General features: G+C 74.0%; 14 protein-coding genes. All 14 read left to right on the forward strand.

Annotated features, from left to right (window positions below):
- Window positions 1–98 precede the first annotated feature (98 nt).
- The 14 genes from IE124_RS13300 to IE124_RS13365 all read left to right on the forward strand — a co-directional run bounded on the left by IE124_RS13300 (window position 99) and on the right by IE124_RS13365 (window position 12,900).
- Window positions 99–356, forward strand: a complete 258-nt coding sequence (locus tag IE124_RS13300; RefSeq protein ID WP_189507932.1) for a hypothetical protein — start codon at window positions 99–101, stop codon at window positions 354–356.
- A 151-nt stretch (window positions 357–507) separates the two neighbouring features.
- Entirely contained in the window at window positions 508–1,407 is a 900-nt protein-coding gene (locus IE124_RS13305) for an ABC transporter ATP-binding protein (RefSeq protein ID WP_189507933.1), read from the forward strand.
- Window positions 1,404–2,459, forward strand: a complete 1,056-nt coding sequence (locus IE124_RS13310; RefSeq protein ID WP_189507934.1) for an ABC transporter permease — start codon at window positions 1,404–1,406, stop codon at window positions 2,457–2,459. Before IE124_RS13305 ends, IE124_RS13310 begins: the two co-directional genes overlap by 4 nt.
- Before the next feature lie 14 nt (window positions 2,460–2,473).
- A complete protein-coding gene (locus IE124_RS13315) occupies window positions 2,474–3,859 on the forward strand; it encodes a YcaO-like family protein (RefSeq protein ID WP_229832423.1) in 1,386 nt (461 codons plus the stop codon).
- Between the two features lie 75 nt (window positions 3,860–3,934).
- The gene (locus tag IE124_RS13320; protein ID WP_189507936.1) at window positions 3,935–4,594 is read left to right on the forward strand and encodes a TOMM precursor leader peptide-binding protein; all 660 of its coding nucleotides are present in this window, start codon (window positions 3,935–3,937) and stop codon (window positions 4,592–4,594) included.
- Between the two features lie 202 nt (window positions 4,595–4,796).
- Window positions 4,797–6,434: a tpaE gene (locus IE124_RS13325; RefSeq protein ID WP_189507937.1), complete on the forward strand. Its 1,638-nt coding sequence runs from the start codon at window positions 4,797–4,799 to the stop codon at window positions 6,432–6,434.
- Window positions 6,431–7,306, forward strand: coding sequence for a nitroreductase family protein (locus IE124_RS13330; RefSeq protein WP_189507938.1), 876 nt, complete (start codon window positions 6,431–6,433; stop codon window positions 7,304–7,306). Before IE124_RS13325 ends, IE124_RS13330 begins: the two co-directional genes overlap by 4 nt.
- 66 nt (window positions 7,307–7,372) lie before the next feature.
- Window positions 7,373–7,537, forward strand: coding sequence for a thiocillin family RiPP (locus IE124_RS13335; protein WP_107105427.1), 165 nt, complete (start codon window positions 7,373–7,375; stop codon window positions 7,535–7,537).
- 68 nt (window positions 7,538–7,605) lie between these two features.
- Window positions 7,606–7,773, forward strand: a complete 168-nt coding sequence (locus tag IE124_RS13340; protein WP_189507939.1) for a thiocillin family RiPP — start codon at window positions 7,606–7,608, stop codon at window positions 7,771–7,773.
- Between the two features lie 76 nt (window positions 7,774–7,849).
- A complete protein-coding gene (locus IE124_RS13345) occupies window positions 7,850–8,035 on the forward strand; it encodes a thiocillin family RiPP (protein WP_189507940.1) in 186 nt (61 codons plus the stop codon).
- Between the two features lie 55 nt (window positions 8,036–8,090).
- A complete protein-coding gene (locus tag IE124_RS13350) occupies window positions 8,091–8,270 on the forward strand; it encodes a thiocillin family RiPP (protein ID WP_055642953.1) in 180 nt (59 codons plus the stop codon).
- A gap of 189 nt (window positions 8,271–8,459) precedes the next feature.
- A complete protein-coding gene (locus IE124_RS13355; protein ID WP_189507941.1) occupies window positions 8,460–9,566 on the forward strand; it encodes a PqqD family peptide modification chaperone in 1,107 nt (368 codons plus the stop codon).
- On the forward strand, window positions 9,563–12,028 hold the full coding sequence (locus IE124_RS13360) for a lantibiotic dehydratase family protein (protein ID WP_189507942.1): 2,466 nt from the start codon (window positions 9,563–9,565) through the stop codon (window positions 12,026–12,028). The genes IE124_RS13355 and IE124_RS13360 overlap by 4 nt, the downstream gene beginning before the upstream one ends.
- Window positions 12,025–12,900: a lantibiotic dehydratase C-terminal domain-containing protein gene (locus IE124_RS13365; protein WP_189507943.1), complete on the forward strand. Its 876-nt coding sequence runs from the start codon at window positions 12,025–12,027 to the stop codon at window positions 12,898–12,900. The genes IE124_RS13360 and IE124_RS13365 overlap by 4 nt, the downstream gene beginning before the upstream one ends.

A 12,900-nucleotide genomic window follows, 5' to 3' on the forward strand; every position in this document is an offset into this window, starting at 1 on the left:
CTGACACCGGATGGCGTGGAGTGGCCCCCGGCCCGCTGGCATTGTCTTTCTCAGCGGAAACGCAGAGGGAACAAAGAAGCGGAACCCAGGGGGAAACAGTGCGGATTCGAATCACTTCGGCAGTTGCTTGTCTGGCTCTGACGATCACCGGTCTCACCGTGGCGGCGGGCAGCGCGGCTGCCGTCGAGCAGGGTGAGGGGCAGGGTGTCGGCCGGAGTGTCGGGCTGCACGGTGAGGCGCAGTGGCCGGTGCCGCCGGAGGTCGGTGAGCTGATCTGCGAGATCCGGGCGAACCTGCCGCACGTGCCGCACCTGGTTCCGATCCCGCCCTGCAAGCCGGTCAACGGCTGGCAGTAGTTCCCGCCCCTTTCCACGACTGCTGATCCAGAGGGCGAGAGCAGAGATGGTCATGACAAGTCAGCTCCCGAGTGTCACGGAATTCCCGGGTGGTTCGGAAAACGTTCTCGAAGTCGTCGACCTACGGGTCAGATACGCCGACATCGAAGCTGTGGCGGGGATTTCCTTCTCCGTCGCTCCGGGCGAGATCTTCGGTCTCCTCGGCCGTAACGGAGCCGGCAAGACCAGCACCATCTCGGCCATCGCGGGGCTGCGCAGGCCCGATGCCGGACAGGTCCGCATCCTCGGTGAGGACGCGCTCGCGCGGACCGACCTCCTGCGCGCCTCGCTCGCCCTCCAGCCCCAGCAGGCCAGTCTCTTCCCGCGGCTGAAGGTGCGGGAGACCCTGGAGACCTGGGCCGCGCTGTACCCGGCGCCCCGGGACGTGGACGCGCTGCTCGACGAGATCGGCCTGGCCGAGAAGGCCGGGGCGCGCTCCGCCCGGCTCTCCGGCGGTCAGCAGCAGAGGCTGCTGCTCGCCACGGCGCTGGTCGGCGACACCCCCGTGGTCGTCCTCGACGAACCCACCACCGGACTCGACCCGCACGCCCGCCACGCCGTCTGGGACCTGATCCGCAGGGCCCAGGCCGGCGGCACCACCTTCCTGCTCACGACCCACGCCATGGCCGAGGCAGAGGAGATGTGCGACCGGCTCGCCGTCATGCACGAAGGGCGGGTGGTGGCGGCCGGCTCCCCTGCGGAGCTGATCGCCCGGTACGCATCCGGCGGCGTCGTCTCCGTACGAACCGACCGCGCCGACCTCGCCGACCAGGTGCGCGCACGTCACGGCGACGCCGTGACGGCCGTCGAGTCGGCCGGGCGCTCGGGGCGGATCCGCTTCGAGGTGACGGCGGACGACCCGCACGCCACCGCCGCGTGGATCACCGGGCTCGACCCCGCGGCCGACGTCCGGCCGCGCCCCGCGACCTTGGAGGACGTGTTCCTCCGTCTCACCGGAACCTCGCTCGAACCCACATCGGACATGGCGGAAGGACAGGAGGGCATGCGATGAATCACGTCAGTGTCGGGGCACCGACCGTGTCCACCACGCGTCAGTTGAAGGCGCTCTCCCGGGCCATGACCCGACAGCTCCTGCGTGACCCCGCGGCGCTCTTCTTCACCGTGGTCTTCCCCTTGCTGATGGCGGTGTTCTTCGTCGTCCTCATGCAACTCACCTGGGTGCGGGGCCCCTTCGACCTCGCCGTCGTCGGACCCGGCACCCAGGCGACCGCCCTCCAGGAAGCGCTCGGCGAAGGCAGCACCGCCGTCGCCGTCGCCGAGGCCGGCCCACAGCCGGGCAAGGCGGCGGTGATCGTCCCCGACGCGGCCTCCCGCACCCTGCGGATGGCCGTCGATCCGGAACAGCCGTCCGTGGTCGCCGCGGTGCGCGCCGCCCTGGACGACACCGGCTGGCAGGGCTGGGAAGTGACGGCCGTCGGCAGCGACGGATCCGCGCTCTTCGACCCCATGGCCTTCGTCATCCCCGGCGTACTCGCCTTCGCGCTGCTCTCGCTCGCCCTCACCGGCACCGCGTCCGCCCTCGTCGCGATGCGGGCCAGCGGCACCCTGCGGCTGCTGTCGACGACACCCGCCCGCCGGTCCGCCGTCCTGCTCTCGCTCCTCCCGGGCCGAGGCCTGCTCGCCCTGGCCGTCCTGGCCCTGATGGGAACGGGCGCCGTCGCCGGCGGACTCCTGGAGCCGGCCTCGATGCTGCGGCTGCTGCTGACCACGGCCATCGGCCTCGTGATGCTGCTCGCCCTGGGCTACCTGCTCGGCGGACTGCTCTCCTCGCCCGAGGTGACCAACGCGATCTCCGGGCTGCTCACCCCGGTCCTGCTGATGAGCACGGGACTGCTGTTCCCCCTCGAACTCCTCCCCGACTCGGTCGCGGGTCCGCTCTCCTGGACCCCGCTGGCGATGTTCGGAGACGCCCTTCGCCACGACGTGGTCGGCGGGATCACCCGCCACCCCCTGTGGCTCGACTGGACTGTGATGGCGGCGACGGCCGCGGGGCTCACCGCCCTCGCGGCACGGACGTTCCGCTGGGACACGGAGCGTGCATGATGACCGTTCGTACGATGAGCCAGAGCCCTGCCGGCACCACCGCGGGCCCGGACCACCCCGCCATACCCGACTCGCTCCTCCGCATCGGCCAACTCGCCTCCTCCTACGGCCTGGTGAACCGCGTCACCCGGCTCCCCGTCGCCGAAGGCGAGCCCGACTTCCCCATCTTCACCGCCTCGCTCGGCAACCCCGGCGAAGTGCTCAGCGAGCAGTCCGGCTGGGAGCACAACCCCAGCTCCGGGAACTTCGACGGGGCCGGCGGTGACCTCGACCCGGAGCGCGCCGCGCACCTCGCGGTCGCCGAATCGCTGGAGCGGTACTCCTCCTGCGCCCGGGACCCCGAGCAGATCGTCTGGGCGACCGCCGCCGAACTCGGCGAGGACGCCATCCCCAGCGACCGCTGGCCCCGCTGCTCGCCGGCCGAACTGGCCGACCCCCGCAGCGGTCTCGTCCCCACCGACCCCGACGGCCCCATGCGCTGGGTGCGCGGCTGGTCCTTCACCCGCAACCGTCCGGTGTACGTCCCGGCCATGCAGGTCTGGCTGAAGAACCCCGTCGAGTCCATCGCGGAGCGCTACGTCCACCCGGTCTCCACCGGCTGCGCCGCGCACTCCGATCCGGCCGCCGCCGTCGTCAACGGCATCCTGGAGATCGTCGAGCGCGACGCCATCGCCCTGACCTGGCTCCAGCGGCTCCGGCTTCCCCGGCTGGAGTTCGACCCGGCCGAACTGGCCCCGGAGTTCCGGGCGTTCGTGGAGCGAGGCAGCAGCGAACGGCTGCGTACCCAGCTCTACGACGCCACCACCGACCTCGGCATCCCGGTGATCTACGGGGTGCAGCTCGCCGACGACGACCGGGTCATCGCCCAGCTCGTCGCGGCGACCGCGGAACTCGACCCCGGCAAGGGGATCGCCAAGCTCTACCGCGAGGCCTCCTCCCTCCGGATCGCGCTCCGCCACATGGCGCGGGCCGCCGAGAAGGACTCCGCGGCCCCCGCGGCCGAGGAGGACATCGTCAGCGTCGTCGACGGCGCCCTGCTGTCCGGCCCGCTGTCCCAGCGCCACCGCTTCGACTTCCTGCTGGAGGGCGAACGCCCGGTGCACGGGCTGCGCGACCTTCCCCGGGCCCCGTCCGAGGAGCCGCTGCCGGCCCTGGCCTGGCTGCTGGAGCGCCTGCACGCCGCCGGCTGCGAGGTCGTCGCCGTCGACCTCACCACCGACGAGGCCGAGCAGGTCGGAGCCACCGTCGTACGGATGCTCATCCCCCAGCTCATGCCGCTTTCCTTCGTGCACCGCGCCCGCTACCTGGCGCACCCCCGGCTCTACGCGGCACCCGCCGCCATGGGCCACCCGGTACGGGGCGAGGACGACATCAACCCGCACCCCCAGCCCTTCGCCTGATCCGCGGTACCGATTCCCGGTACCCCGCAACCCGACTGTTCCGGCTGCCGTGAACGTCCGACGAGGAGTCCGAAGATGACCGATCCGCGCCTGCTGATCCTCGCCGCGGGGGCGTTCGGCGCAGCCGTCGCCGAAGGGCTGGCCGCACGCCACGCCGGCTCGACCGTGCTCGACGTGAGCCAGGGCACCCACCCCAGCCTGTGGCCCGACAGCGACCTGATCGTGCTGGCCACGGGACAGGACCGGGAGGTGCTGGCCGACATGGTGGACGCCAGCGCCCACGCCTGGGACCGGCCCTGGTTCCCCGTCCAGGCCGGCCCCCTCGACCTGCGGTGCGGACCGGTGGTCGTGCCCGGCCGCACCGCATGCCACCGCTGCTACACCCGCCGCCGCGCACAGCACACCGCTCCGACGGCGGACGGGACCCGCGGCGACGCGACCACCGCGCCCCCGGTCTCCGGACACGCCCCGCACCACGTGGCCATCGCCGTGGGCCTCGCCGACCAGGCGGTGCGCGAGGCCCTGGCCGGGCCCGGTGAGCCGGGCGCGGCGGAGGGCATCGGCGCCACCGTGCGGGTCTTCGGGGTCGTGGAGGGCGCCACCTCCACCTCGGCGGTCGTCGCCGTCGACCGGTGCGCCCGCTGCCGGCCGGCCCGCACGCCCGAGAGCCGCCTGGAGCGGTTCGAGGCGATCGCGGCAGAGCTCGCGGCCCTCCCGGCCCCCGTCGGCCGGTGACCCCGCACCCGCGCACGCACCAACACCCGCACCAACACCCGCACCGAACCCCGTACGACCAGCGCGCCCTGTGCGCCCCGTGCGCCCCGTACGCCCCGTGCGGCCACCGCACCCCGTACGACCAGTGCGACCCGTACGACCAGTGCGACCCGTACGACCCGATCGTCCCGCTCGTACGTCCTGAACCGGAAAGGAGGCCTCGATGCCGGACCACTCTGTGATCACCGCCGAAGCCATGGCCTCGGCCGCCCTGAACGACCCGCAGTTCCACGTCCCGGCACGGCCCAGGCTCCGGCGCGGGCTCTCCCTGCACCACACGGCCGAGGCCCTCGTCGTCGAGGGGACGCCCAAGAAGCAGCTGCTGCGCGGCGCCGCCGCCCGGGAACTGCTGCCCCGGATGCTCCCCCTGCTCGACGGCAGCCGTGGCCACGAGGACGTGGCCGAGGCCCTGGGAATCCCGGCCGGCACCGTCTTCAAGGCCCTCTCCCTGCTGTGGACCTGCGGTCTGATCGAGGAGGCCGCGTCCCCGGCGTCGGCCGCCCGGGCCGCGGCGGTGCCCGACGCGCTCGCAGACTTCCTCTCCCGTATCGGCGACTCCACCGGGGCCAACCACGCCTGGGAGGAGGCCCTGGACCGGCTGGCCCGGGCCCGGGTCGAGGTCTTCGGCACCGGCCTCCTGGCCGAGGCCGCCCGCCGCCACCTCGCCGGCTCCCTCGTGGACACCGGTACCGACGGCGACAGCGACGGTGGCAGCGGCCTCGCACCGGCGCCCGGCACCACCCTCGCCGTCGCCGCCGGGCTCGACCCGGCCGCCTCCGAGGAGCTCGCCGCCGCCTGCGCCGAGACCGGCACACCGCTGATCCGGCTCGCGCTCACCGGCCGCACCGCCCACCTCGGGCCGTACGTCGACCTCGCCTTCACGCCCTGCCTGGCCTGCCGCACCGCCGAGGACGCGACGGACGACCGGCCCCCGCTGCCCGGGGACGCCGAACTGGCCGCCGCGCTCTTCGCCCGCGACCTCTTCGCGCTGCTCTCGCGGAGCACCCCCAGCCCACTGCCCTCCCAGTGGCGCACGGTCGACCTGGCGGACCTCTCCCAGCAGCGCCGCTCGGCCGCCACCCGGCCCGGCTGCCCCCACTGCTCGGCGGCCCCGGGCGACCCGGTCGACCCGCCGCTCGCCGCGCGCTACGAGGCGGCGATCGCCTTCCCGCCCCGGGAGTACGCCGACGGCAAGGCCCACCAGGCCCACTACAAGCCCTCGAACATCGCCCTGCAGAACGACGAGAAGACCTGGCCCGTCGCGGCGGCCGTACCCCTCCCGGAACCCCCGCTCGCCTCGCTGCGCTCCCCGTCGCCGGCCCTCATCGACGACCGGACCGCCGCACTGCTCCTCGCCGTCACCGCCGGCCGCAGGGCTCTGCTGCCCGGCCGCGTGCAGCGGTGGACGGCGAGCGGCGGGAACATCGGCTCCGTCGTCGCCCACCTCGTCGTCCGTGACGTGCCCGGTCTGGAGCCCGGCGTCTACGGCTACGTGGCCTCCGAGCACCGGCTGGCCAGGCTCGCCGCCGACCCCGGCGCCATCCCCGGCGAGGCGCCGCTGACAGTCGTGCTCACCGGCGACTTCACCAAGGTCGCCAAGAAGTACGCGGCGTTTGCCCTGCGCATCGTCCTGCTCGACGCCGGCTGCGCCACCGCCACGCTGCGCTCCGCGGCGGCCGCGCTGGACCTGCCGATCGCGATCCGCACCCGCTGGGACGACCTCGCGGTCGCCGCGGCCCTGGGGATCGACCCCGACCTGGAACCGATCACCACCCTCGTCGACCTGGGAGGAGCCCCGTGAGCGCCCCGCACGAACTGGCCATGGACATGCTGGCGTCCTTCCGCGAGCAGCGCGGCTCCGCCGCGGCCACGGCACTCGCCGAACGCCCGCCGACCGCCCCCGCCGGAACCGGTCTCGCCGGAACCGCCCCCGCAGGAACCGCGCCCGCAGGAACCGCGCCCGCAGGAACCGCGCCCGCAGGAACCGCGCCCGCAGGAACCGCGCCCGCAGGAACCGCGCCCGCAGGAACCGCCCCCGCCGGAACCGCACGTGCCGGGCAGGTGCCCGCACCGGTGGCGATCGGACCGGCCGTCACGGTCGCTCCGTACACCCACCGGACCGTGCCCCACGACCTCCTGACCACCCTGGAGAACCGGCGTTCCCTGCGCGGCTTCTCCCAGGAGCCGCTGCCCGCCGGACTGCTGGCCGGCATCATGGCCCGGGCCCTGGACCTCGACGAGAGGGACGGCGACGACGCGGACTGCCCGCTCGAACTCACCGTCGTCGCCCACCGGTTGACCGGAGTGACCCCCGCCGTCCACCGCTTCGACCCTGCGGCGTCCTCCTTCACCCCGGTGATGGAACTGCCCACCGGAGCGGCCCGCTACGGACTGACCTTGCAGCCGGAGTTCTCCGACGCCGCCGCGATCGTCTCGATCGGCGTACCCCTGGACGCCGCGGTCCACCGCCACGGCGGGCACGGCTACCGGCTGCTGCTCACCCGCGCCGGCTCCGCCGCGTACGCGATGTGGCTGGACGGCGTCGCCCACGGACTGGTCGGCAGCGTCTTCGCCGGCTTCATCCCGGCGGCCGTCCGTGGCCCGCTGCTCAGCGACGGGACGAGCCGCCAGCAGATCTTCGCGCTGGCCCTGGGCCTGCCGCCGGCCCCCTGAGACTTCCCGCCCCGACCGGGTGCGGGAGCCCTTACCCACCGCATGACACCTGAGGAGGTGCCTCGCATGGAGGACATCGAGCTGTACGCCGTCGACGCCGAGGAACTGGCGATCGAGGAGCTGCCCGAGGGCAACGCCCTCGCGAGCTGGGCGTCCGCCGGTTCCGCTTCGACCGCGTCCTGCCCGGCGACGTCCGCGTCGTCCGTCAGCAGCGCGTCCACCTACGGGTGATCCGAAGCCCCCAGGCCGGCCCGCCCGGCCGTCCCCACCGCACCGCACACCGAAGGGAGGTGAACACCATGGAGAACAACATCGAGCTCTACGTCATCGACGGTGACGAGCTGGCCATCGAGGAGCTCCCGGAGGGCAACGCCCTCGGCTGCTTCTTCTGCGCCGGATCCGCTTCGACCGCGTCCTGCCCCGGCACGTCCGCGGCCACCGCGTCGTCCGCGTCGACGATCGGCTGACCCCCGGTCAGTACCCCTCCACAGCCGTGACGACTACCCGTCGCCGGCTACCCGTTACGCAGAAAGGATTCCCCGGATGAAGGACTTCGACGACCTCGAACTGGACCTGTCCGCCGACGAGCTGGCCTCGGACGCGCTCGGTCTCGAGCCCCTGAAGGAGGGCGTCGCCCTCGGCACCTGGGCGACCGCCGGCACCGCCTCGACGGCCTCGTGCCCGACGAGCACCGCCTCCTCCTCCGCGAGCGCCTCCAGCTTCGGCTGATCCCGCCCGCGAAGGCACCCGCACCACCACACCCACCCGAAAGGAAGCGAACCCCATGAACGAGAACCTCGACAACGAGCTCGAGCTGTGGTCGGAGTCCCTCGACCTGGAGGTCCTCCAGGACGCCGTCAGCCCCGGCTTCACCACCGCGTTCTGCGGCGCCTGCGCCGGCTCGGCCAGCTGCCCCGTCGGCTGTGTCGGCTCGATGAGCAGCGTCTCCAGCCAGGGCGGCTGATCAGCAGCTCGGATCCCTGGGCTCCGGGGTGGTCCTAGTACCCCGGGGCCCAGGGCCCCAACGCCTGTCCGGCAGGCAAAGCCCGGTCCGCTTTTCCCGGACCGGACTGCACCAGACACGACCAGATTAGAGCCAGGCGGCCCGGCACGGTAGCGGACCGGCCGCCGCTGCGGAGGGAGGAACCGCGCCGTGGACACGTGCACCGCACCCAAGCTCCGGGAGGATCTGGAGATCATCCGGGGGATGGACGACCACCCCTTGATGTTCGATCCGAAGGGCGGGACCTACCACCGGCTGACCAAGTCGGCGGCGGCGCTGCTCCGCCAGTTCGACGGAGCGCACTCGCTGGACGAGCTCTCGGCCCTGATGGCCGAGCGCCGGGGCGTCCCCGCCGAGGGCGTACGCGGAGAGCTCACCGCCTTCGTCGACGAGTTGAGCCGCAGCGGCCTCCTCGTCGGAACCGAAGCGGAGCGGGAACCCAAGAAGCGCGCCGGCGGCCGCTTCGGCACCAGCATGCTCATGCCCCGATTCGTCATCACCCGCTCGCTCCCCAAGGTCCTGGAACCGGTGGCCCGGCTGCTGCGCCCGGTCCCGGCCCGGCTGTCGGTCGGCGTCTTCGCCGGCGGCGGCGTCCTCGGCATCCTGCTCGGCCTCTACGCGGTCCTGACCTCGGCCCCGCCGGCCAAGGACCTGCTGGGGACCGGAACCCTCGTCGCCATCGCGCTGATGTTCCTCCAGATCCTCGTGCACGAGAGCGCGCACGCCATGGTCTGCCAGGTGCTCAAGGTGCCCGTGCGGGGCCTGGGAGTGGCGCTGCTCTTCTACTTCATGCCGCTCGCCTACGTCGACCGCACCGACGCCTACCGCGTCCGCTCCCGGGGCGGCCGGGTCCTGCTCGCCGTCGCCGGACCGCTCAGCGACGGCTGGTTCACCGGAGCCGCCGCCCTGCTCGTGCTCACCGCGGACGGGCCGGTCGCGCAGGTCGCCGGAGCACTGCTGATCTTCCAGATGCTCAATCTGGTCACCAACATCAACCCGATGCTCCCGAGCGATGGTTACGCGGCGCTGGAGGCCGGCTTCGGTCTCGTCGACGCGCGGGGCCGCGCCTTCACCCTGCTCAAGCACCGCCTGCTGGGCCGCCCCCTGCCGGGCTTCCTGGAGCGGATGCCGGCCCGCAGCCGCCGGCTGCACGTCACGTACGGCATCGTGTGCTGTGTCTACACCGTGGCGCTCGGCTTCTTCGTCGTCCAGTCCCTGATCTGGTCGTTCGAGCTGGTCGGACGGTCGATGCCGTGACCGCCCCCGAGATCTCCGGACCGCTGCTGACCCGGGTGGGCGGTCTGCCCACCGAGGCCCTGGACCTCACCGGGGCGGCGACGCGGCGGGCGATCGCCGAGGCCGCCGACGCGCACGCCGAACTGGAGCGCCGGCGGACCGCCGTGGAGGACGCCTGCTTCCCGCTGGTGCCCCTCCTGGACGACGAAGTGCCGCTGCGGCGGCAGGTGCTGGCCGCCAAGCGGGCCGCGCACCGGCTGCGCGCCCTGCCGTGGGGCGGCGAACTTCCGCCCCGTATAGCCGAGCTGGCCGGACCCGACGCGGTCGCGGAGTTCCTCGGCTGGCAGGCGGCCGTACGGCTGCGCGACGAGACCGCCCGGCGGCTCGACGCCCTGCTCGCCGAGGACCGGGCGGCGGCCCCGGCCGCACTCGCCGGCCACCTCGCCGATCCGGGCTTCGCCCGGGCCGCCGCCCTCGCCGCCCCCGACTGGCTGCGCCACGGCCGCCCTCGCCGCCGCCCCGCCGAGACCCGGAACCTGCGCACGCTCTACTCGTACGTGTCCCGGGCGGCCGTGAAGACCAGCCCGTTCTCGACGCTGACCACGGTCGGCGAGGCCGGCGCCCCCGTCTCCACCGGCAGGCCCCCCGCCCACAGCTACGCCGCCACCGCCCTCGCCCAGCTCGCCCTGCGCTGCCTGGCCCGGGAGGCCGCCACCGCCGGGCTGCTGCGCTACCGGCTCGCGCCGGTCCGGCCCGGGGGCCCCGAGGCGCCGCGCGGGCTCGTCCTGCTGCCCGAGCCCGTCGCCGACGGCGGTCTCGCCTGGCGGCTCGACCGGGTCGTGGAGGCCGATCACGCGGTGCCCTGGCTGGCCGGCTTCGCATCCGACGCCGAACACTCCCTGGACGTGCTGCTGTCCGGCCTCGGCGGCCCCGACCCCTTCCGCCGCTTCCGGCGGCTCCTCGACACCGGGCTGATCGCACCCGTACCGCCCTGGCGGCGCGGCGGCGACCCGGTGGGGGCCGTGGCGGAGCTGCTCGCGGACCTTCCCGAGCAGGGGGACGGAGGCGGGATCGCGGGCGAGGTAAGGGAGTTGAGGGACTCGGCCGCGGCGCTCGCAGCCGCCGGCGAGGACGAGCGCACCGAGACGCTCACCCGGGCCCGCCGCACGGCCCGGAGCTGGGCCCGGCGGGCCGGTCTCGACCGGTTCGACTCCGGGGAGGTGCTGTACGAGGACGTGGCGAGCGACCTCGCCCTGCCGCGGCTCCTCGACGTGCCGGAGGTCCGGTCCGATCTGACCGAACTGGGCCGCCGCATGCGGCCGTTCGTCTTCCGCTCGCACCTCTACGACGTGCTCGTGGACCGCTTCACGGCCGAGTACGGACCGGGCGGGACCTGCACCGACGTCCTCGGTTTCCTCATGCGTGTCGCCGTCGACGGCGACTCCCAGCCCGACCTCGACAAGGCCTCCGTCGCCGACCGCGCCGAGCGGGAGACCGCGGGGGAGCGGGCCTGGCTGCCGGTCGGGCCGAGCAGCGCGCCGCCTGCCGCTGCGGTGCTGTTCCAGCTCGCCGCAAGTGGCCAGGAGGCCGTGCGCGGCGGCGACTACCGGCTGGTGGTCAACCAGTTCAACCCCGGTACGGGCGGGCTCGTGACCCGCTTCGGGGGGATCCTCGGCGAAGGCTTCCGCGAGCGGCTGCGCGCCCACGTCCGGGCCTGCTGGCCCGGCCGGACCTGCCGGGAGCTCGTGCTGTGGACGGAGATCAACACGGCCCAGTCGCGGTCGGCCGGCCTGCTGCCGCCGCTGCTGCTGCCCGGCGAGACCCCGGCGGCCGACGGCCTCGACCTGGCCGACACCGTCCTCACGCACGACCCCGCCGAAGGGACCCTCGCGCTGCGCGACCGCGGTGGCGACCCCGTGGGGCTCGCCTACCTCGGGCTCGTCCCGCCGCACCTCTTCCCGCCGTTCGCCCGGCTGTTGGCCGTGCTCGCGGACCCGTGGGTCAACGGCTCGCCGCACTCGGACTACGTCCTGCCGTTCGGACTCCAGGAGCAGCGCACCGACCAGGTGGTGCCGTCGGCGCGGGACGGCTTCGGCCGCGTCACGGTCTCCCGCGCCTCGTGGGTCGTCCCGGCGGCCGAGCTGCCGGTGCCGAGGCCGGGCGAGAGCGATGCCGAGACCGTCCTGCGCGCCGAGGAGTTCCGGCGTGCGCACGGTCTGCCGGAGGAGGTCTTCTGCCATCGGCTGACCGGCTTCGGACCGGGGGACCAGGGCACGGACCGCAAGCCCCTGTGGGTGTCGCTGGCCTCCCCGCTCTCGCTGTCCGTACTCGCCCAGTGGGCCGGTCCGGCCACGGGCCACCTGCGTCTGGTCGAGGCGCTGCCGGTCAGGTCCGCGCACCCGCTGCGGGACGCGGAGGGCGGCACGCGCGCCGCCGAGCACATCGCGCTGCTGCGTTGGCGGCGCCCGGAGGAGGAAACATGAGCACGACCGTTCCCCGGCGGGACTGGTGGTACGTACGGGTCTACCCGGGCGGTCCCCGGCTCATGGACGCCGCGGTCCGCACCCTCGTGCCCTGGCTGGCCGGGCAGGCCGGGAGGCTGGGCAGCGAGGACTGGTTCTTCATCAGGTACTGGGATGCCACCGGCCATCACGTGCGGCTGCGGCTGCGCGCCGGGGCCGATGCGGTGGACGCGCTGGACGCCGTCGCCCGCGAGGAGCTCACCGGTCTGCTGGACACCCTGGAGGAGCGGCCCGCGGACTCCGTCGGCCTGCTGCCCGGCGTGCTGCCGGCCGGCTCGCCGACGCGCGGCATCACCCCCGCGTTGTACGCGCCGGAATCGGCCAAGTACGGCGGTCCGGACGGGGTCGCCCTCGCCGAACGCATCTTCCGGCTGGACAGCGATTTCTGCGCCCGGCTCGACCTCGCGGGCCTGCCCCGGCGGTACGAACGGGCCGCGCACGCCGTCTACTTCGCCCGGGCGCTCACCGCGCGGGTGCTGACCGAGGAGGAGCGGGACGTCTTCTGGGTCCGGCACCGCACCCGGTGGGGCTGGCAGCTGCGCCTGGCCGCCGGCGGGGAGCCGCTCCGGCCCCTGCTCGGCGGCCTCTCGGCGGGCGTGCGGGAGCAGGGCGTGCCCGCGCCGGGCGTGCGGGAGCGGATCGACGCGCACGCCGACGCGTTGGCCGAACTCCTCCTGCGGGCCCCCGGCTCACGGGACCATCAGGTGCTCCATCACCTGCACATGGTGATGAACAGGCTGGGCTTCCCGCCCGGCGAGGAAGCGGCGCTCGGCATGCTGGCGGGACAGACCGCCAGGAAACCGGCGGCTGCCGCCGGTGCGGTGCCCGGATGA

The organism is Streptomyces narbonensis (genome assembly GCF_014649015.1).
Taxonomy (GTDB): domain Bacteria; phylum Actinomycetota; class Actinomycetes; order Streptomycetales; family Streptomycetaceae; genus Streptomyces; species Streptomyces narbonensis.

What these genes read in the sequence shown, in the direction of transcription:
- IE124_RS13320 (WP_189507936.1), top strand. Translation starts at nt 3,935, where the DNA reads ATGACCGATCCGCGCCTGCTGATCCTCGCCGCGGGGGCGTTCGGCGCA.
- IE124_RS13345 (WP_189507940.1), top strand. Translation starts at nt 7,850, where the DNA reads ATGAAGGACTTCGACGACCTCGAACTGGACCTGTCCGCCGACGAGCTG.
- IE124_RS13340 (WP_189507939.1), top strand. Translation starts at nt 7,606, where the DNA reads ATGGAGAACAACATCGAGCTCTACGTCATCGACGGTGACGAGCTGGCC.
- IE124_RS13325 (WP_189507937.1), top strand. Translation starts at nt 4,797, where the DNA reads ATGCCGGACCACTCTGTGATCACCGCCGAAGCCATGGCCTCGGCCGCC.
- IE124_RS13350 (WP_055642953.1), top strand. Translation starts at nt 8,091, where the DNA reads ATGAACGAGAACCTCGACAACGAGCTCGAGCTGTGGTCGGAGTCCCTC.
- IE124_RS13365 (WP_189507943.1), top strand. Translation starts at nt 12,025, where the DNA reads ATGAGCACGACCGTTCCCCGGCGGGACTGGTGGTACGTACGGGTCTAC.
- IE124_RS13310 (WP_189507934.1), top strand. Translation starts at nt 1,404, where the DNA reads ATGAATCACGTCAGTGTCGGGGCACCGACCGTGTCCACCACGCGTCAG.
- IE124_RS13335 (WP_107105427.1), top strand. Translation starts at nt 7,373, where the DNA reads ATGGAGGACATCGAGCTGTACGCCGTCGACGCCGAGGAACTGGCGATC.
- IE124_RS13315 (WP_229832423.1), top strand. Translation starts at nt 2,474, where the DNA reads ATGAGCCAGAGCCCTGCCGGCACCACCGCGGGCCCGGACCACCCCGCC.